The sequence below is a fragment of the Paraburkholderia susongensis genome (assembly GCF_900177725.1).
Lineage (GTDB): Bacteria > Pseudomonadota > Gammaproteobacteria > Burkholderiales > Burkholderiaceae > Paraburkholderia > Paraburkholderia susongensis.
In genome coordinates this window covers 32,984-50,383 of sequence record NZ_FXAT01000009.1, presented here as the reverse complement: position 1 = coordinate 50,383, position 17,400 = coordinate 32,984, and the positions used below count along the sequence as shown (strand labels likewise).

The window sequence follows — 17,400 nt, the reverse complement described above, 5'->3', positions numbered from 1 at the left end:
CGTCATGCTCGAATTCTTCGCCACCCTTCACTGGGGTGCGGTCTTCCAGATCATCATCATCGACATCCTGCTGGGTGGCGATAACGCGGTCGTGATCGCGCTCGCCTGCCGCAACCTGCCGCCCTCGCAGCGCGTGCGCGGCGTGCTGTGGGGAACGGCCGGCGCGATCGTGCTGCGCGTCGTGCTGATCGCGTTCGCGGTCGTGCTGCTTGATGTGCCGCTGCTGAAGTTCACGGGCGGTTTGTTGCTGCTGTGGATCGGCGTGCGTCTGCTGGCACCGGCGCACGACGCGCATGAGAACGTCAAGCCGGCCGACAAGCTGTTGTCGGCGATCAAGACCATCATCGTCGCTGACGCGGTGATGAGCCTCGATAACGTGGTCGCCATCGCCGGCGCAGCCGAGGCCGCCGAACAGCAACATCGCCTCGTGCTGGTGATCTTCGGCCTCGTGGTGAGCATTCCGCTGATCGTGTGGGGCAGCCAGTTGATTCTCAAGCTGCTCGACCGCTTTCCGTTCATCGTGCTGTTCGGCGCGGCGCTGCTCGGCTGGATCGCGGGCGGCCTGATGGTGAACGACCCGGCCGGCGACCGCTGGCCGATCCTCGACACGCCCGCCGCCGAATACGGAATGAGCATCGCGGGGGCGCTGTTCGTCGTGATCGTCGGCTATCTGCTGAAGCGCCGCAACACGAGACGCGCGGCGGTGTGACGGGTACCGCTGGCGCTGTGTGCCGGAGCGCGTGAGTGCCCGAGTCGGTGAATCGGCGGCTCACGCAGTCCAGGACCGCATCGGCGCAACGTTAGCCATCTGGCCGACTGTGAGCCGCGAGCCTCGCTGGCTACGATTGAAACGCCTGTTCCCGATCCGCGGGGCAGGCGTTTTTCGTATCAGGAGTCTGCCGATGATCTTTACGCTGCCGTATTCCCCTTATTCTCAAGCCACGCCTTCCTCGTGCTGCGCGCGGGGGCGGTCGAACTGGCCCGCGCGGCTTGCGCGCATTTGCGCTCGCTTCGGCGTCGGCTTTACGCTGATCGAACTGATGATCGTGCTCGCGATCGTCGGTGTGATCGCGGCCTATGCGATTCCCGCGTACCAGGATTATCTGGCGCGCAGCCGGGTCGGCGAGGGGCTGTCGCTCGCGGCCTCGGCGCGCCTCGCGGTGGCCGAGAACGCCGCGAGCGGCAACGCGTTCAGCGGCGGCTATGCGTCACCGCCCGCCACGCGCAATGTCGAGTCCATCCAGATCGACGACGCCACGGGTCAGATCACGATCGCGTTCACGACGCGCGTCGCGCCGGCGGGCGCGAACACGCTGACGCTTGTGCCCTCGGTGCCCGACAACGCAGACGCACCGACCGCGCGCGTCGCCCTGAGCCAGAATGCGGTGCAGGCCGGCGCACTGACGTGGGAGTGCTTCGCGAACGGCAAAACGGCGTCGTCGCTGCCTGCGCCGGGAGCCGGTCCTGCGCCGGGCGAAGCGCCGACGCTCGCGGCGAATCTCGCGCCACCGGAATGCCGCTCGTGAGCGGTCAGTGACCGAATGACCGAATGAGTCCGGGCCGCAACGTAAAAGGCTGATTTTCTGTCTATTTCGGCGGAGCCGGCGCACAGTGCAAGGAATTTTTTGTATAGTGCGCCGGTTGCTGACGCCCACCGTTGATTCAATGCCCACCCCTTTCGCGCGTTACCTGTCTCTCGTTCTGTTGGCGCTCGCGTTGGTGCTGCCTTACGCAGTCTCCAACCATACGTATCCGATCCCGACCTTCTACGCCGAATTCACCGCGCTCGCGCTGTATCTGCTGACGAGCGCCGCGGTCGCACTGCTGGTCACGAGTGCGCGGCCGCGAGTGCCGTTCGCGTCGCCGGCAGTCGCCTTGGTGCCCTTGCTGTTCGGGCTCGTGCTGGTCGTGCAGACGCTGGTGCTGCCGGTCGAGCAGCCGTCGATGAACTGGCTCGGCGCCGGCTTCCTGCTCGCCGCGTTCATGGCTGCCCACGCGGGCTACGGCTTTACGCGCGTGAAGCTCGACGAAACCGCGTTGCGCTGGGCGGCGGGGGCGTTGATCGCGGGCGGCCTGTTCGCGGTGTTCAGCCAGGTGATCCAACTCTTTCACCTCGAGACGCGTGTGGCTCCGCTCGTCGTCGCGTACAACGTGACCGTCGAGCGCCGGCCGTTCGGCAATATGGCGCAGGCGAATCATCTCGCCACGTATATCGCGTTCGCGACGGCGGGTGCGCTGTATCTCGTGCAGACGCGGCGCATCGCCGTGCCGGTCTGGCTGCTCGTGTCGACGATTTTCTCGGCGGGCCTCGCGCTGACCGTGTCGCGCGGTCCGTGGCTGCAGATGGGCGTGATCGTCGTGGCCGGCTTCTGGATGGCTTTCGCGCAGACGCGCAACGAGCCGCGCCTGCGCCGCAGCAACCGCGAATGGCTGATTCCGATCGTGCTCGGCGTACTGTTCTTCGTGGTCAATGCGTTGATTCGCTGGGCCAATGTGCGCTATCACCTCGAACTCGGGCAGTCGGCGGCCGAGCGCTTTCATGACGCCGGCCAGATCGCGCCGCGCCTCGCGCTCTGGAAATACGGCTGGACGATGTTCAAGGAACACCCGCTGCTCGGCGTCGGCTGGGGCGAATTCCCGAACTATCAGTTCGAACTCGTGAAGACGCTGGGCGGCGTCGAGATCGCCAACAATTCGCACGACATCTTCATCGACCTGCTCGCGAAGACCGGCCTGATCGGTCTCGCGATCGTGCTGCTCGGTCTCCTCGCGTGGCTCGTGCGGGTCGTGCGTGCGCCGCAGAGCGCCGCGCGCGTGTTCGGCGTCGCGCTGATCGGCGTGTTGACGATGCATGCGCTCGTCGAATATCCGCAGCAGTACATGTTCTTCCTGTTGCCCGCGATGTTCGTGTTCGGCCTGCTCGAAACGCGGCCGTTGCGTATCGTGCCCGCGGGCGTGTCGCTCGGCGCGTTCGTGGTGGTCGTGTTCGGCGGACTGGCCGCGCTGTACCCCGTCTATCGCGACTACGCGCGCGCCGAGGTGCTGTACTACGGCGCGCGTCCCGCCGAGCAGTACAGCGCCGATCCGTCGGTTCTGTTCGGCGCGTGGGGCGAATATGGCCTCGCGACGCTGCAGCCGATGAATCCGTTGAACCTGCAGCGCAAGCTCGCCATGCACCGACGGGCGATCGCGCTGCTGCCGGGCGAAACCGTGCTGCGCCGCTATGCGGTATTGCAGGCGTTGAATGGCGATACCGCGGCGGCGCTCGACACGGTCGAGCGGCTGAGGATTTTTGCCGAGGAGCTGAAGGACTGGCCCACGCAGTTGGGCTATCTCTACCAACTGGTCGGGGAGCAGAAGTCGCTCTCCGGCTTCAGGGAGGAACTGGTCAAGCGCTACGGCACGCCGCCGGCCGACGCGGCGCAAGATGACGACGATAGCGAGGATTGATGGCGGCGCGCTGGCTTCTTCGGTCTCCTTCGTAGGACGTGCATCGGTTGTCCGACGAAGGGTTCACGAGGGCTTGGGCATTTCGCCGCGAAAGCCCCCGGCCGTCAAAGTTCGGAATATTTCGTGGCAGTTCCTTTGGCCTTGTCCACCGGATAGCGTTCCTTGTTCAGCTCGAGCTTTTCCGCCGCTGCGTCGACGAGATCGAACCCCGCGGTATGGGCGACCAGTAACAGGTACATGAACACGTCGGCGCATTCGTGCTTGAGGTTGCGCGTTTGCGTGGGATCGCGGAGCAGGGCCTCGATTTCCGAATCGGTCTTCCACTGAATCGTTTCGAGCAACTCGCCCGCCTCGATGCTCGTGGAGACGATCAGGTTGCGGAGCGTGTGAAATTGCTTCCAGTCGCGGGCGCCGCGGAATGCCAGTAGCTGCTCGAGCAACGCGTTGATGGTGGTATCCATACGCTGCTCAACCCTGCGCGACCCAATCTCCCGATTTGCCGCCGTGCTTTTCAAGCACGCGCACATCGGTGATCGTCATGCCGCGGTCGACGGCCTTGCACATGTCGTACACGGTCAGGAGCCCTACCTGCACGGCCGTCAGCGCCTCCATCTCGACACCCGTGCGTCCCAGCGTTTCAGCCTGAACCGTGCAATGCACGCCGGGCAGCGTTTCGTCGAGTTCGAAATCGGCCTTCACGCGAGTTAGCGCCAGCGGATGACACAGCGGAATCAGATCGGCGGTGCGCTTCGAACCCTGGATTGCCGCGATGCGCGCAATGCCGATCACGTCGCCTTTTTTGGCGTTGCCGTCGCGGATCAGCGCGAACGTTTCCGGCAGCATGCGGATCGAACCGCGCGCGATCGCGATGCGCTTCGTCTCCTGCTTGCCGCCGACGTCCACCATATGCGCCTCGCCGGCCGCATTGAAATGTGTGAGTTCAGGCATGGTTGGCTCCTTCAGAGGGCGCCTATCATAGCAGCGGGCTGGCCGCGCGGCGTGGCGCCGGAATCGCCTCCGATTCGCCGCGGCGACTGATTACAATTGCACTGAACGTTGCTCTGCGCTGCCTCATGCCCGCTATCTTAGTCCGGGCGGTGCGCGTCGCTTTCCGACTTGGTCAGACCGACTCCGCGATGTATTCAAAACGGTTTCTCGCTGCGTTGTTGTCCGTCGCGCTGGCTGCGCCGCCGGGCGCGTTCGCGCAATCGGGCGGCGCTTCAGGGAGCGTGTCAGGCACTGCATCGGGTATTACGTCCGGCACCGCGTTGGGTGCTATGCCCGGCAGCACCTCAGGCAGCACTTCAGGCAGCACCTCAGGCACCACGCTCAATCCACCATCCTCCGAAGCACCACTTGTCAGCGGCCCGATGGACGCGTATGCCGATCCGATCCTGCCGCCGAACATCGCGCAAGGCGTATTCGGCACGTACGGCGGCGCGCAGAGCCGTTTCTCGAGCGGCAACGACGGCAAGGACGGCAACGCAGGCCGCGCCGGCAGCAACGGCTGGCGCGCGCCGATCGCCACGCAGCAATTGCCCGACCTCGGCAGCGGCGGCGCCGGTTCGCTGACGCCCCAGGCCGAGCGCAAGCTCGGCGAGCGCGTGATGCGGCAACTGCGCCGCGACCCCGACTATCTCGACGACTGGCTCGTGCGCGACTACCTGAACTCGATCTCGGCCAAACTCGCGGCGGCGGCGAGCGCGCTGTACATCGGCGGCTATCGTCCGGATTTCGACCTGTTCGCGGTGCGCGACGCGCAGATCAACGCGTTCTCGCTGCCGGGCGGTTTTATCGGCGTGAACACGGGGCTGATCGTGGCGACGCAGACCGAATCCGAACTCGCTGCGGTGCTCGGCCACGAGATGGGGCATGTCCTGCAACGCCACATTTCGCGGATGATCTCGAACGGCGAGCGCAGCGGCTACGCGGCGCTCCTCGGCGTGCTGGTCGGCGTGCTGGCGGGCGTGCTCGCGCACAGCGGCGACCTCGGCAGCGCGATCGCGCTCGGCGGCGAGGCGTATGCGGTCGACAGCCAGTTGCGCTTCTCGCGGTCAGCCGAGCAGGAAGCGGACCGAGTCGGCTTCCTGCTGCTCGCCGGCGCCGGCTACGATCCGTATGCGATGCCGGCGTTCTTCCACCGGCTCGATCGCGCGGCGATGAACGACAACGGCATTCCGGCCTACGCGCGCACGCATCCGCTGACCGGCGAGCGGATCGCCGACATGGAAGACCGCGCGCGGCGCGCGCCGTACCGGCAGCCGCATCAGGATCCCGAATACGGCTTCGTGCGGGCGCGCGCGCGTCTGTTGCAGGACCGCTCGCGCAGCGAATACGCGGATGAGATTTCGCGGCTGCACTCCGAAATCGACGAGCGCACGGCGCTCAACGTGGCGGCGAACTGGTACGGCATCGCTTATGGGCAGATGCTGCTCGAGCGTTACGATGACGCGGCGGCCGCGCTGGCGAACGCTCGCACGACGTTCGCGGCGGGGGCGCGCGCCGAGGGCGAGCCCGAGCGCAGTTCGCCGAGCCTCGACGTGCTCGCGGCCGACATCGCGCGGCGCGCTGGTCACGACGACGAAGCCGTGCGTCTCGCCGATCTCGCGCAGAAGCGCTGGCCGCAGTCGAATGCCGCGATCGACATGCATATCCGCACGCTGCTGACCTTGCGGCGTTTCATCGAAGCGCAGGCGCTCGCGAAGCGCGAGACCCAGGCGCACCCGGATCAGCCCGCGTGGTGGCTATACCTTGCGCAGGCGAGCGCGGGCAGCGGCGATGCGTTGACGCAGCATCGGGCGATGGCGGAGAAGTTCGCGCTCGAGGGCGCGTGGCCGTCGGCGATCCGGCAACTCAAGGATGCGCGCGATATGAAGACGATCGGCTATTACGATCTCGCGACTGTCGACGCGCGTCTGCATGAGATGGAGAACCGCTACAAGGAAGAGCGGCTCGACGAGAAGGGTTAGGGCTTGCTCATGCTCATGACCCGCCGCCGCGCGTCAAACCTGCGCCGCGGGGCTCGCCACGAACCCGAAACGCGCGGCCACCTCGGCGCGCCGCACGCTCTGCAGCGGCAGCGTGACCTGCGCGTTCCAGTGGAAGTCGCCGCTCAACGAATCGTCGCCAGCGAGCGCCGCGTGATCGGAGAAGATGTCCAGATCGTGATCGTGCAGCACCGCGATTCGCGCGGGCTCGGAGCGATCGGCGAACAGAATCCCGCCGTCTTCGTCGACGAACACCGCCGCGGGCTCGAACGTGCAACCGCCCTGGTCGCGCAACGCGAGCGCTCCATCCTCATTCGCGGACAACCTCACCACCCACGGCGTATAAGCAAGCTCGACATACACGCGCTGCGGACCGTTCTGGAAAAACCACTGCCCGCGCTCATCAGCCTCGTAATTGCGGTTGATGAAGCCGAGCAGCGCTTCATGCCGGATCGGCGTGCCAGCCGAGCCGCTCGCCTGGGCCACTTCGTCGCGCATGCGCCAGTTGCCGCGCCGATCGAGCATGAGCCAGCCGGTGCAGCTCGGTACGTTCGGCCATTTGGCGAGAGCCTGCCTGACGATGTCATCCATGATCGACGTGACGCTCCAGATAGCCGAACACGCGCCGCGACAGCCAGTCGATGCGGCCCGGGAACGGCCCGGTCATGAAACCTGCGTGGCCGCCGTGCGCGGGCTGATCGAGTTCCACCGCCGCCGACACCTCGTGCCTCGACGGCAGCGCCTTGGCCGGCAGGAACGGGTCGTTGCGCGCGTTGAGCACGAGCGTCGGCACCTCGATGTGCGGCAGGAGCGGGCGCGTGGTCGCGGTGCTCCAGTAGTCGTCGGTATTGCGAAAGCCGTGCAGCGGCGCGGTCACGACGTTGTCGAACTCGTACATCGTGCGGCTCGCGAGCATCGCGTCGCGATCGAACAGGCCAGGAAACTGCTCGAGCTTCTGGCTGGCTTTCTGCTTGAGCGTCTTCAGGAAGCTGCGCGTGTAGACGAGGCCGAAGCCCTGCGACAACGCGCGGCCGCCGGCATGCACGTCGATCGGCGTGGACACCGCGGCGGCGGCCGACACCACGTGCGCCGCGTCCTCGCGCCGCTCGCCGAGCCAGCGCAGCAGCACATTGCCGCCGAGCGACACGCCCGCCGCGACGAGCGGCCCGCGATGCGCGGCGCGCAGGCGGCGCAGGATCCAGTCGACCTCGGCGCTGTCGGCGAGATGGTAAAAGCGCGGCAGGCGATTCATCGGACCGCTGCAACTGCGAAAGTGCGGCACCACGCCGTGCCAGCCGTATTCGCGCGCGGCCGCCATCAGCGAGGCCGCGTAATGCGAGCCCGAACTGCCTTCGAGGCCGTGAAACAGCACGAAAACCGGTGCGCTCCCGGCGGGCGGGCTGTCATGCTCGACCCAGTCGAGATCGATGAAATCGCCGTCGGGCGTGTCCCACCGTTCGCGGCGAAACGACACCGCGGGGCGGCGCGCGAAGAGCGACGGGACGATGGTCTGCGCATGCCGGTTCGGCAGCCACAGTGGCGCGCGGTACAGCAGCTCGACGCTCGCCTCGACCGGGGCCACGGCCTTGATCGAGGCCGGACCAGGGGAAGCGGGCTTGTGGGGCGTCGAGCTCATACCGGCTTATGCAGCAAAATGAGGCAGCAAAAATAAGGCAAAAAACAAAGCGTGAACCCGGACCTGATGCGCGTTCAGTGCAGCGACCCCTGGCCATGCCGCATCTTCGTCGCAAACTGGCTCGCGGTTTCGTTCGGCATCGGGCTTGCGTGAATGTGTGCGATGCGCCACTCGCCGCGCTCGTGGACCATCACGTAGGTCGAGAAGACCATCGCGGGCGTGGCGGTCGGGTCGGCGGGACGATGCGCTTCGGCAATCGCGTAGACGACGGTGCCGAGGCTGTCGTAGACGCGGATGTCGAGCGGCTCGATCGACACCGGCATCGCCTCGAGCTGGGTCTGCAAGCCGGTGCGGATGCTGTCGAGACCGTGCAGATGCGAGCCGTCCGCGCAGATGCAGCTCACGAACTCCTCATCGATCCACAAGCCCATCAAGCTGTCGATATTGACCTCGGCGACGGCCTGATAGTAGGCGCTCAGGGTGTCGGCGGCGGCTTCGAAGATATGGGCAAAACGTGGCATGGCTCGTCGGTCTCTTGTGCGCGGCGCGCGGTTGCGGATCAGCGGTCAGCGTGACGGTCCGGCGCGCCGGACCATCGCTCCCGGGCGCCAGCTTGCCCGCGCCGCAAGGCGCGAACATGACGCGACGCGCTCTGGGGCGTGCGGTGTTGCGTGCGAGTCTCAGCCGGCTCAGCGCTGCGCGAGCAGCATGCCGCGCAAATCGCCGAAAACCTGTTCGGCGCTCAGTTGCTTCAGGCAGTTCAGATGACCGAGCGGACATTCGCGCTCAAAACAGGGGCTGCATTCGAGATGGAGCCATTGTACCTTCGCGAGCTCGGACAAGGGCGGCGTGTGGCGCGGATCGGTCGAGCCGTACACGGCCACGAGCGGGCGGCGCAGCGCGGCGGCGACGTGCATGAGGCCGGAGTCGTTGGTGACGATCGCGTTGGCCCGCGAGATCAGCGCGCACGCCTCTCCGAGCGCGGTCTGGCCGCACAGGTTGCGCACGTTCGGCGCCTTCTCGGCGATCGCCTGGGCGAGCGGCGCGTCTTTCGGCGAGCCGAGCGCGACGATCTGCGTGTACGGGAACGACTGGCCGACCATCTGCGCAAGCGCCGCGAAATGCTCGGGCGGCCAGCGTTTCGCGGGACCGTACTCGGCGCCGGGGCAGAACACGAGCAGCGGCACGCGCGTATCGAGATTGAAGCGCGCCGACACGCGCGACGCCTCGTTCAGGTCCGTGTCGAGGCGCGGCATCGGCAGGTCCTCGGGGACCTTGGCGCCGGGTGCGTAGGCCAGGGCGGCGTAGTGGCCGACCATCGGCGGACGCTCGTCCTTGCGCGGATTCGCGTGGCGCACGTTTAGCACGCCGTAGCGGCTCTCGCCGGCGTAGCCGATGCGCAGCGGAACGCCCGCCATCCACGGAATCAGCGCCGACTTGAACGAGTTCGGCAGCACGTAGGCCGCGTCGTAGCCGACGTCGCGCAGATCGCTCGACAGTTGCCAGCGGCGCAGCATCTGCAGCTTGCCGTGCGCGAGGTCGGTCGAGTAGACGTCGCGGATTTCCGGCATGCGTTCGAGCACGGGCGCGACCCATGTGGGCGCGACCGCGTCGATCGCGATGCGCGGATGCAATTTCACGAGGCGCGCAAACAGCGGCTGCGCCATCAATGCGTCACCGATCCAGTTCGGTGCGATAACCAACGCGCGACGCATCAGAGTGAGTGTCCGGTGTCGAAAAGGAGCGCCGCGCGCGCAGTGCGCGTGGCGTTCGGATTGGTGAAAAGGGAAAGGCCGCGCATTGCGTGGTGCATGTCCGGTTTAGCGGCCGGATGCACCGCGCTGGCGACCCTGCTGTGGCCCTGTCGCTGCGGGGCTGCCGTCGAGCGTGCCTGCGCGGATACGCTGGCTTCACGTGCCCTTGCCGTGCAACCGGCGCCAGCCCGCCTGACGGCGAAGCGGCCCGCGGCGTATGCAGCCGCTCGGCAAGCGAATGACCCGATGGAGCCAACGAAAAGAGGCGCGGCGTCAAATCCGGCAATACGTCCAGCAACACAGCCGGCAACACATCCAGCAATAAGCCGCGCACGATCCCCCGGCAGGCAACGCCGTAGACGAGGCAACGCCAGGCGCGCCGTGCTCAGTGGCCTTTGACCACTTCGCCGTCGCGCAGCTTGTAACGCGTGCTGCAGTACGGGCAACGCGCCTCGCCGTGCGTGACGTCGATGAAGACGCGCGGATGCGCGCTCCAGCGCGGCATGGCCGGGTTCGGACAATATGCCGGAAGGTCTTTTGCCGACAGTTCGACCAGCGGCATTTCCTTGATTTCGCTCATGAGACTCTCGTTGTATGCGGGGTGCAGGCAATGCGCCGCCTGTGGGCGGCACAGCGCATCTCAGAACTTCGCTCAGATCTTCGTGAGCCAGTGCGCGTACTTCGCGCTCTTGCCGTTCACGACGTCGAAGAAGGCCGACTGCAGCTTCTCGGTGATCGGGCCGCGCGCGCCGGCGCCGATCGTGCGGTTGTCGAGTTCGCGGATCGGCGTGACTTCGGCGGCGGTGCCGGTGAAGAATGCTTCGTCGCAGGTGTAGACCTCGTCGCGCGTGATGCGCTTTTCGATGACCTGCAGGCCCATGTCGCGCGCGAGCGTGATGACCGTGTCGCGCGTGATGCCGTCGAGGCACGACGACAGGTCGGGCGTGTACAGCTTGCCATTGTTGACGAGGAAGAAGTTCTCGCCCGAGCCTTCCGACACGTAGCCGTCGACGTCGAGCAGCAGCGCTTCGTCGTAGCCGTCGGCGATCGCTTCCTGGTTCGCGAGGATCGAGTTCACGTACCAGCCCGACGCCTTCGCGCGCACCATCGACACGTTCACGTGATGGCGCGTGAACGATGAGGTCTTCACACGGATGCCCTTCGTCATGCCGTCCTCGCCGAGGTACGCGCCCCACGGCCATGCGGCGATCGCGACGTGAATCGTGTTGCCCTTGGCCGACACGCCGAGCTTTTCCGAGCCGACCCAGATGATCGGGCGCAGGTAGCACGACTCGAGCTTGTTCTCGCGGACCACTTCGCGTTGCGCGGCGGCGAGCGTTTCATGGTCGAACGGCACGTCCATCTGGAAGATCTTCGCCGAGTTCAGCAGGCGCTTGGTGTGCTCCTGCAGACGGAAGATCGCGGTGCCGCCGTCGGCCGTCTTGTAGGCGCGCACGCCTTCGAAAACGCCCATGCCGTAGTGCAGCGTGTGGGTGAGCACGTGGATTTTGGCATCGCGCCAGTCGATGAGCTTGCCATCCATCCAGATCTTGCCGTCGCGGTCGGCCATTGACATACGATTCTCCAGCGGGTGCGTTTGTGAGGTGTGGCGAGGTGTGGCGATGAGCGCCAGAGCATAGCCAGGAGCGCTATTTTAGCGTCATTTGCACACGCAACGGGCATTTGAGCGCATCCTCGCGCGCGGCGCTGACGCTATAATCCAGCGCACGCATAAATCAAATCCGGATGCGCCAGCGGGTGCCTGACGACCTGGCGCCGACTTCGCCTTCCTGACGGCGCTCCTTGCGCCTGCGCTTTTCTCTCCATGCTCGCTCGACTGTCCGATACCGATCGCCGTGCTTTTCGCGAGGGCGCGCGCGACTATTCGCCCACGCTGATGGCGATTTTCTCGTGGGGCCTCGTCACCGGCATCGCCATGAGCAAGTCCGTGCTCACGCTGCCGCAGGCGCTCACGATGTCGCTGCTGTGCTACGCCGGTTCGTCGCAACTGGCGGTGCTGCCGCTCCTCGCCGCCAAGCTGCCGGTCTGGACGGCGCTGCTCACCGCGGCGATGGTCAATCTGCGTTTCGTGATCTTCGGCGCCGGCCTCGCGCCGCATTTCTCGTATCTGCCGATGTGGCGGCGCGTCGTGCTCGGCTACTTCAATGGCGACGTGATCTACCTGCTATTCCAGAAGAAGAGCTTCCCGGGCGGCTACGTGCCGGGCAAGGAGGCGTATTTCTGGGGCATGGCGGTGGCGAGCTGGCTCTCGTGGCAGGTGTCGTCGATCGTCGGCATCCTGCTCGCGAGCCTGATTCCCGATAACTGGGGGCTCGCGCTCGCGGGCACGCTCGCGCTGCTGCCCATCATGGTGTCGGCGATCGCAACGCGCTCGACGCTCGTCGCGGTGAGCGTCGCGGGCATCGTGTCGCTGCTCGCGTTCGACCTGCCGTACCGGCTCGCGCTGCCGCTCGCGGTGATTGCAGCGATCGTCGCCGGCAGCGCGGCCGACCTCATGATCGAGCGCGCGGACCTGCGCCGCATCCGCAACAGCGCCGGAGACTCCCGATGACATCCACGCAGATCTGGTTCGCCATTGCCGGCATGACCTTCGTCACCGCGCTCACGCGCGCGCTGTTTCTGATCGGCGGCGAGCGCACGGTGCTGCCGGCGCGCGTGCAGCGCATGCTGCGCTACGCGCCCGCCGCGGCGCTCGCCGCCGTCGTGCTGCCCGACGTGCTGGCGACGCCGGAGGGGCTGTCGTTCGCGCCGTCGAACCACGAGTTTTACGCGACGCTCGCCGGTCTCGGATGGTTTTTGTGGCGCCGCACCATGCTCGGCACGATCGTCACCGGAATGGTCGTGTTCACGTTGTTGCGCCTCTTCGTGTGACAGGGCGCGGCGCGGATGCTGCGTTGCGGCATGGGCGGCGCCGCGATCAAATACGGGACATTCGCCGCGTCGCGGGTCAGAAGGCGGTTTGGATCAGTTAAAATGCCCTTTTCCGGGTTGAACGCGCCGCAGCAAGGCGCACGTGCCGCGGCATGGCCGCCGGCGCCCGATCCGCGGAGCCGCCGGGCCGAAGCGCTGGAGTTCGCTGCGCGCCGCCCCGCGCGCAGTCCGCCACCGCCTTCTCATCAACTCGCCTACTCAAGCCCATGAACAAGGTATTGCGTCTCTCCGACCTGATCGCCGAAGGCAAGCTGTCCGGCAAACGTGTGTTCATCCGCGCCGATCTGAACGTGCCGCAGGACGATCAAGGCAACATCACCGAAGACACCCGCATCCGCGCCTCCGTGCCGGCCATCAAGGCCGCGCTCGACGCCGGCGCCGCCGTGATGGTCACCTCGCATCTGGGCCGTCCCACCGAAGGCGACTTCAAGCCGGAAGATTCGCTCGCGCCGGTCGCGAAGCGACTCGCCGAACTGCTCGGCCGCGACGTGCCGCTCGTGGCGAACTGGGTCGAAAACGGCGTGAACGTCGCGCCGGGCGCGGTCGTGCTGCTCGAAAACTGCCGCGTCAACAAGGGCGAAAAGAAAGATTCCGACGAGCTCGCGCAGAAAATGGCGAAGCTCTGCGACATCTACGTGAACGACGCGTTCGGCACCGCGCACCGTGCCGAAGCGACCACGCACGGCATCGCGAAGTACGCGCCGGTCGCGTGCGCGGGCCCGCTGCTCGCGGCTGAGCTCGAAGCGCTCGGCAAGGCGCTCGGCGCGCCGAAGCGTCCGCTCGTGGCGATCGTCGCGGGCTCGAAGGTGTCGACCAAGCTGACCATCCTCAAGTCGCTCGCGGAGAAGGTCGACCAGTTGATCGTCGGCGGCGGCATCGCCAATACGTTCATGCTCGCGGCCGGCCTGAAGATCGGCAAGTCGCTCGCCGAAGCCGATCTCGTGAGCGAGGCGAAGGCGATCATCGACGCGGCGAAGGCCCGCGGCGCCTCGGTGCCGATCCCGACCGACGTGGTCACGGCCAAGGAATTCTCGCCGACCGCCAAGGCGGAAGTGAAGGCCGTCGCCGATGTTCAAGACGACGACATGATCCTCGACATCGGCCCGGAAACGGCCAAAGCGCTCGCCGCGCAGCTCGAGAAGGCCGGCACGATCGTGTGGAACGGTCCGGTCGGCGTGTTCGAGTTCGACCAGTTCGGCAACGGCACGAAGACGCTCGCGGACGCGATCGCGCGCTCGTCGGCGTTCTCGATCGCCGGCGGCGGCGACACCCTCGCGGCAATCGCCAAGTACGGCATCCACGACCAGGTCAGCTACATTTCGACGGGCGGCGGCGCCTTCCTCGAGTTCCTCGAGGGCAAGAAGCTGCCGGCGGTCGAAGTGCTGGAATCGCGGGCTTAACGTGGCGACGCGCTCCCCAACGGCGAAGTCGACCAGGACGCGGGGCGTGAAGCCGCCGCGTGGTACCACGGCAGCGACGGCAGGGGAGCACGCGGCGCGTGCCGCTGCCCCGGCGGCAGCGGTGGACAAGGCACCGGGCGTGACCGCGGCGGAATCGGCCGCAGCCGACACCCGCCCCTCGGCGCCCACGGCGCCGGTATCGAATACCGCTTCATTTCATAAAGCGACGCCGGTTACAACCGGCGCGCGTTCTCCCACTGCATCTTCCGATGCGCAGACTCCACAACAGCCCCCCAGCGCTCTTTCCAGCGATTCCATTCAGACGAGGAGACTCATGCATCGCGCTACCAAGATTGTCGCTACCATCGGACCGGCTTCCAGTACACCGGAAATCCTGCTGCAAATGATTCAGGCGGGGCTGGACGTGGTGCGGCTCAATTTTTCGCACGGCACGGCCGACGACCACCGCCAGCGCGCCGAATTCGTGCGCGAGGCGGCCCGCCAGGCCGGCCGTGAGGTCGCCATCATGGCCGACCTGCAAGGCCCGAAGATCCGCGTCGGCAAGTTCGAGAACGGCAAGATCATGCTGGTCGCGGGCGAGCCGTTCATTCTCGACGCCGGTTGCGAACTCGGTAACGAGGAGCGCGCCGGTCTCGATTACAAAGATCTGCCGCGCGACCTGAAGCCCGGCGACGTACTGCTGCTCAACGACGGCCTGATCGTGCTGAACGTGCAGCGCGTGATCGGCAGCGAGATTCACACGGTCGTGAAGATCGGCGGCGAGCTGTCGAACAACAAGGGCATCAACCGCCAGGGCGGCGGTCTGTCGGCGCCCGCGCTGACCGCGAAAGACATGGAGGACATCCGCACGGCGATGTCGCTCGGCGTCGATTTCATCGCGGTTTCGTTCCCGAAGAACGCGACCGACATGGAAATGGCCCGCCAGCTTGCGAATATCGCCGGCGCGCCGTACGGCATCAAGCCGAAGATGATCGCCAAGATCGAGCGCGCCGAAGCGATTCCAGCGCTGCAGGGCATCCTCGACGCGTCGGACGGCATCATGGTCGCGCGTGGCGATCTGGCCGTGGAAGTGGGCAATGCCGCGGTGCCGGCGCTGCAAAAGCGCATGATCCGGATGGCGCGCGAATCGAACAAGTTCGTGATTACCGCGACCCAGATGATGGAGTCGATGATCCACGCGCCGGTGCCGACCCGCGCGGAAGTGTCGGACGTCGCGAACGCAGTGCTCGACGGCACGGACGCGGTGATGCTGTCGGCGGAATCGGCGGCGGGCAAGTACCCGGTGCAGACCATCGAGACGATGGCCGCGATCTGCGTCGAAGCGGAAAAGTCCGAGCAGTCGGAACTCGACAAGGATTTCCTCGACCGCACGTTCACGCGGATCGACCAGTCGATCGCGATGGGCGCGCTCTTCACGGCCTATCACCTCGGCGCGAAAGCGATCGTCGCGCTCACGGAGTCGGGCTCGACCGCGCTGTGGATGTCGCGCCACTGGACGCACGTGCCGATCTTCGCGCTCACCCCGCGTGTCGGCAGCGAGCGCGCGATGGCGCTGTATCGCAACGTGACTTCGCTGCATCTGGACACCAACACCGACCGCGACACCGCGTTGCAGCAAGCGTTGGAAACCGTGGTGCGCAAGGGTTACGCGTCGCGCGGCGACATGGTGGTGCTGACCGTCGGCGAGCCGATGGGGCAGGCTGGCGGCACCAACACGTTGAAGATCGTACGGGTCGGCGAGCCGTATTGATCAGGCAGCAACCGTCCTGTGTGGGTTCGGCGTAAGTGCTTTGCATGGGACCGTAGCAGGCGCTCAAGCGCCAGCTACGGATCGACAGAAAGCGCTGACTCTCCCGACACAGGACCGCTCGATCGGCACAGGCTCGATTGAGCGAAGCAGGCCGGCACATCCCGCAGCCCATGTGCGACGGCGCACCAAAGCGCCCGGTGTGAACCGGGAACGCGCTCTGCTTCGCGATAAAATCGCCGCAAAAGATGCCGACGGCACGAGAATTCGTTTCAATCTAAGGAGTTAAGCATGCCTCTCGTATCAATGCGTCAACTGCTGGATCATGCCGCCGAACACGGTTATGGTCTTCCGGCATTCAACGTGAACAACCTGGAGCAGGTGCAGGCGATCATGGCCGCGGCCGACAAGGTCAACGCCCCGGTCATCATGCAGGCGTCGGCCGGCGCGCGTAAGTACGCGGGCGAGCCGTTCCTGCGTCATCTGATCGAAGCGGCGGTCGAGTCGTATCCGCACATTCCGGTCGTGATGCACCAGGACCATGGCCAGTCGCCGGCGGTGTGCATGGCGGCGATCCGCAGCGGCTTCACGAGCGTAATGATGGACGGCTCGCTCGAAGCCGACGGCAAGACGGTCGCATCGTACGAGTACAACGTCGAAGTGTCGCGCAAGGTCGTCGAGGCGGCGCACTCGATCGGCGTCACCGTGGAAGCGGAGCTGGGCGTGCTCGGTTCGCTCGAAACGATGAAGGGCGACAAGGAAGACGGCCACGGCGCCGAGGGCACGATGACGCGCGAGCAGTTGCTGACCGATCCGGAGCAGGCCGCCGATTTCGTCAAGCTGACCCAGTGCGACGCGCTTGCCATCGCGATCGGCACTTCGCACGGCGCGTACAAGTTCAGCAAGAAGCCGACGGGCGATATTCTCTCGATTGCGCGCATCAAGGAAATCCATCAGCGCATTCCAAACACGCACCTCGTGATGCACGGCTCGTCGTCGGTGCCGCAGGAGCTGCTCGCGGAAATCCGCGAATTCGGCGGCGACATGAAGGAAACCTACGGCGTGCCGGTCGAGGAAATCCAGGAAGGCATTCGTCACGGCGTGCGCAAGGTCAACATCGACACCGACCTGCGTCTCGCGATCACGGGCGCGATTCGCCGCTACATGGCGACCAACCCGGGCAAGTTCGATCCGCGCGATTACCTGAAGCCGGCGCGTGAAGCGGCGATGAAGATCTGTATCGACCGTTACACGCAATTCGGTTGCGAAGGCCAGGCTGGCAAGATCAAGCCGGTTTCGCTTGATAAAATCGCGGAGAAGTACAAGTCGGGCGAGCTCGCGCAAGTCGTCCGTTAAGCTGTAGTTCTGGCTGGCTTCGCGCCTGGCCCCCTGGCCATCCGGCCAGGTTGTCGTTAGATCGCCGTTCCCGCATCATCGGGGGAACGGCGTTTCC

Annotated in this window: 17 protein-coding genes; 9 read left to right on the top strand and 8 right to left on the bottom strand. The window is 66.0% G+C overall.

The window, feature by feature from the left end:
• Window positions 1–4 precede the first annotated feature (4 nt).
• From B9Z01_RS23855 to B9Z01_RS23845, 3 genes are all read left to right on the top strand, one after another.
• Window positions 5–709, top strand: a complete 705-nt coding sequence (locus B9Z01_RS23855; RefSeq protein WP_085487619.1) for a TerC family protein — start codon at window positions 5–7, stop codon at window positions 707–709.
• A 193-nt stretch (window positions 710–902) separates the two neighbouring features.
• Window positions 903–1,526 (top strand): pilin, encoded by a 624-nt coding sequence (locus B9Z01_RS23850; protein ID WP_085487617.1) that lies wholly within the window; start codon window positions 903–905, stop codon window positions 1,524–1,526.
• 139 nt (window positions 1,527–1,665) lie between these two features.
• Window positions 1,666–3,450: a PglL family O-oligosaccharyltransferase gene (locus B9Z01_RS23845; RefSeq protein WP_167387564.1), complete on the top strand. Its 1,785-nt coding sequence runs from the start codon at window positions 1,666–1,668 to the stop codon at window positions 3,448–3,450.
• Between the two features lie 104 nt (window positions 3,451–3,554).
• Here the strand turns inward: B9Z01_RS23845 and B9Z01_RS23840 are convergent, their stop codons facing one another.
• Window positions 3,555–3,911: a nucleotide pyrophosphohydrolase gene (locus B9Z01_RS23840; RefSeq protein WP_085487613.1), complete on the bottom strand. Its 357-nt coding sequence runs from the start codon at window positions 3,909–3,911 to the stop codon at window positions 3,555–3,557.
• A 7-nt stretch (window positions 3,912–3,918) separates the two neighbouring features.
• Window positions 3,919–4,398: a cyclic pyranopterin monophosphate synthase MoaC gene (gene moaC / locus B9Z01_RS23835; protein ID WP_085487611.1), complete on the bottom strand. Its 480-nt coding sequence runs from the start codon at window positions 4,396–4,398 to the stop codon at window positions 3,919–3,921.
• Window positions 4,399–4,586: 188 nt separating this feature from the next.
• On the opposite strand from moaC, the gene B9Z01_RS23830 reads away from it, so the two are divergent.
• Window positions 4,587–6,419, top strand: a complete 1,833-nt coding sequence (locus B9Z01_RS23830; protein ID WP_085487609.1) for a M48 family metalloprotease — start codon at window positions 4,587–4,589, stop codon at window positions 6,417–6,419.
• 33 nt (window positions 6,420–6,452) lie between these two features.
• Here the strand turns inward: B9Z01_RS23830 and B9Z01_RS23825 are convergent, their stop codons facing one another.
• The 6 genes from B9Z01_RS23825 to B9Z01_RS23800 form a co-directional block, all read right to left on the bottom strand.
• Window positions 6,453–7,028 carry a DUF2946 family protein gene (locus B9Z01_RS23825; protein WP_085487607.1) on the bottom strand — a complete coding sequence of 192 codons (576 nt, stop codon included), beginning with the start codon at window positions 7,026–7,028 and terminating at the stop codon, window positions 6,453–6,455.
• Window positions 7,021–8,073: a hydrolase gene (locus B9Z01_RS23820; protein ID WP_085487604.1), complete on the bottom strand. Its 1,053-nt coding sequence runs from the start codon at window positions 8,071–8,073 to the stop codon at window positions 7,021–7,023. Before B9Z01_RS23820 ends, B9Z01_RS23825 begins: the two co-directional genes overlap by 8 nt.
• A 74-nt stretch (window positions 8,074–8,147) precedes the next feature.
• The gene (locus B9Z01_RS23815) at window positions 8,148–8,594 is read right to left on the bottom strand and encodes a nuclear transport factor 2 family protein (RefSeq protein WP_085487602.1); all 447 of its coding nucleotides are present in this window, start codon (window positions 8,592–8,594) and stop codon (window positions 8,148–8,150) included.
• 168 nt (window positions 8,595–8,762) lie between these two features.
• Window positions 8,763–9,788, bottom strand: a complete 1,026-nt coding sequence (gene waaF / locus B9Z01_RS23810) for a lipopolysaccharide heptosyltransferase II (RefSeq protein ID WP_085487600.1) — start codon at window positions 9,786–9,788, stop codon at window positions 8,763–8,765.
• A gap of 424 nt (window positions 9,789–10,212) precedes the next feature.
• Complete coding sequence (locus tag B9Z01_RS23805; RefSeq protein ID WP_064268765.1) at window positions 10,213–10,407, bottom strand: zinc-finger domain-containing protein; 195 nt, start codon at window positions 10,405–10,407, stop codon at window positions 10,213–10,215.
• A 72-nt stretch (window positions 10,408–10,479) separates the two neighbouring features.
• The gene (locus tag B9Z01_RS23800) at window positions 10,480–11,403 is read right to left on the bottom strand and encodes a branched-chain amino acid transaminase (RefSeq protein ID WP_085487598.1); all 924 of its coding nucleotides are present in this window, start codon (window positions 11,401–11,403) and stop codon (window positions 10,480–10,482) included.
• 249 nt (window positions 11,404–11,652) lie between these two features.
• On the opposite strand from B9Z01_RS23800, the gene B9Z01_RS23795 reads away from it, so the two are divergent.
• From B9Z01_RS23795 to fba, 5 genes are all read left to right on the top strand, one after another.
• Complete coding sequence (locus tag B9Z01_RS23795; RefSeq protein WP_085487596.1) at window positions 11,653–12,399, top strand: AzlC family ABC transporter permease; 747 nt, start codon at window positions 11,653–11,655, stop codon at window positions 12,397–12,399.
• Entirely contained in the window at window positions 12,396–12,719 is a 324-nt protein-coding gene (locus B9Z01_RS23790) for an AzlD domain-containing protein (protein WP_085487594.1), read from the top strand. The genes B9Z01_RS23795 and B9Z01_RS23790 overlap by 4 nt, the downstream gene beginning before the upstream one ends.
• Window positions 12,720–12,985: 266 nt before the next feature.
• A complete protein-coding gene (locus B9Z01_RS23785; protein WP_085487592.1) occupies window positions 12,986–14,179 on the top strand; it encodes a phosphoglycerate kinase in 1,194 nt (397 codons plus the stop codon).
• A 334-nt stretch (window positions 14,180–14,513) separates the two neighbouring features.
• Window positions 14,514–15,950, top strand: coding sequence for a pyruvate kinase (gene pyk / locus B9Z01_RS23780; protein ID WP_085487590.1), 1,437 nt, complete (start codon window positions 14,514–14,516; stop codon window positions 15,948–15,950).
• Between the two features lie 288 nt (window positions 15,951–16,238).
• A complete protein-coding gene (fba, locus tag B9Z01_RS23775; RefSeq protein WP_085487588.1) occupies window positions 16,239–17,303 on the top strand; it encodes a class II fructose-bisphosphate aldolase in 1,065 nt (354 codons plus the stop codon).
• The last annotated feature ends 97 nt before the right edge of the window (window positions 17,304–17,400 follow it).

Excerpts from the sequence above, each read along its gene's own strand:
- B9Z01_RS23855 (WP_085487619.1), top strand. The coding sequence starts at position 5 with ATGCTCGAATTCTTCGCCACCCTTCACTGGGGTGCGGTCTTCCAGATC.
- B9Z01_RS23850 (WP_085487617.1), top strand. The coding sequence starts at position 903 with ATGATCTTTACGCTGCCGTATTCCCCTTATTCTCAAGCCACGCCTTCC.
- B9Z01_RS23845 (WP_167387564.1), top strand. The coding sequence starts at position 1,666 with ATGCCCACCCCTTTCGCGCGTTACCTGTCTCTCGTTCTGTTGGCGCTC.
- B9Z01_RS23840 (WP_085487613.1), bottom strand. The coding sequence starts at position 3,911 with ATGGATACCACCATCAACGCGTTGCTCGAGCAGCTACTGGCATTCCGC.
- moaC (WP_085487611.1), bottom strand. The coding sequence starts at position 4,398 with ATGCCTGAACTCACACATTTCAATGCGGCCGGCGAGGCGCATATGGTG.
- B9Z01_RS23830 (WP_085487609.1), top strand. The coding sequence starts at position 4,587 with ATGTATTCAAAACGGTTTCTCGCTGCGTTGTTGTCCGTCGCGCTGGCT.
- B9Z01_RS23825 (WP_085487607.1), bottom strand. The coding sequence starts at position 7,028 with ATGGATGACATCGTCAGGCAGGCTCTCGCCAAATGGCCGAACGTACCG.
- B9Z01_RS23820 (WP_085487604.1), bottom strand. The coding sequence starts at position 8,073 with ATGAGCTCGACGCCCCACAAGCCCGCTTCCCCTGGTCCGGCCTCGATC.
- B9Z01_RS23815 (WP_085487602.1), bottom strand. The coding sequence starts at position 8,594 with ATGCCACGTTTTGCCCATATCTTCGAAGCCGCCGCCGACACCCTGAGC.
- waaF (WP_085487600.1), bottom strand. The coding sequence starts at position 9,788 with ATGCGTCGCGCGTTGGTTATCGCACCGAACTGGATCGGTGACGCATTG.
- B9Z01_RS23805 (WP_064268765.1), bottom strand. The coding sequence starts at position 10,407 with ATGAGCGAAATCAAGGAAATGCCGCTGGTCGAACTGTCGGCAAAAGAC.
- B9Z01_RS23800 (WP_085487598.1), bottom strand. The coding sequence starts at position 11,403 with ATGTCAATGGCCGACCGCGACGGCAAGATCTGGATGGATGGCAAGCTC.
- B9Z01_RS23795 (WP_085487596.1), top strand. The coding sequence starts at position 11,653 with ATGCTCGCTCGACTGTCCGATACCGATCGCCGTGCTTTTCGCGAGGGC.
- B9Z01_RS23790 (WP_085487594.1), top strand. The coding sequence starts at position 12,396 with ATGACATCCACGCAGATCTGGTTCGCCATTGCCGGCATGACCTTCGTC.
- B9Z01_RS23785 (WP_085487592.1), top strand. The coding sequence starts at position 12,986 with ATGAACAAGGTATTGCGTCTCTCCGACCTGATCGCCGAAGGCAAGCTG.
- pyk (WP_085487590.1), top strand. The coding sequence starts at position 14,514 with ATGCATCGCGCTACCAAGATTGTCGCTACCATCGGACCGGCTTCCAGT.
- fba (WP_085487588.1), top strand. The coding sequence starts at position 16,239 with ATGCCTCTCGTATCAATGCGTCAACTGCTGGATCATGCCGCCGAACAC.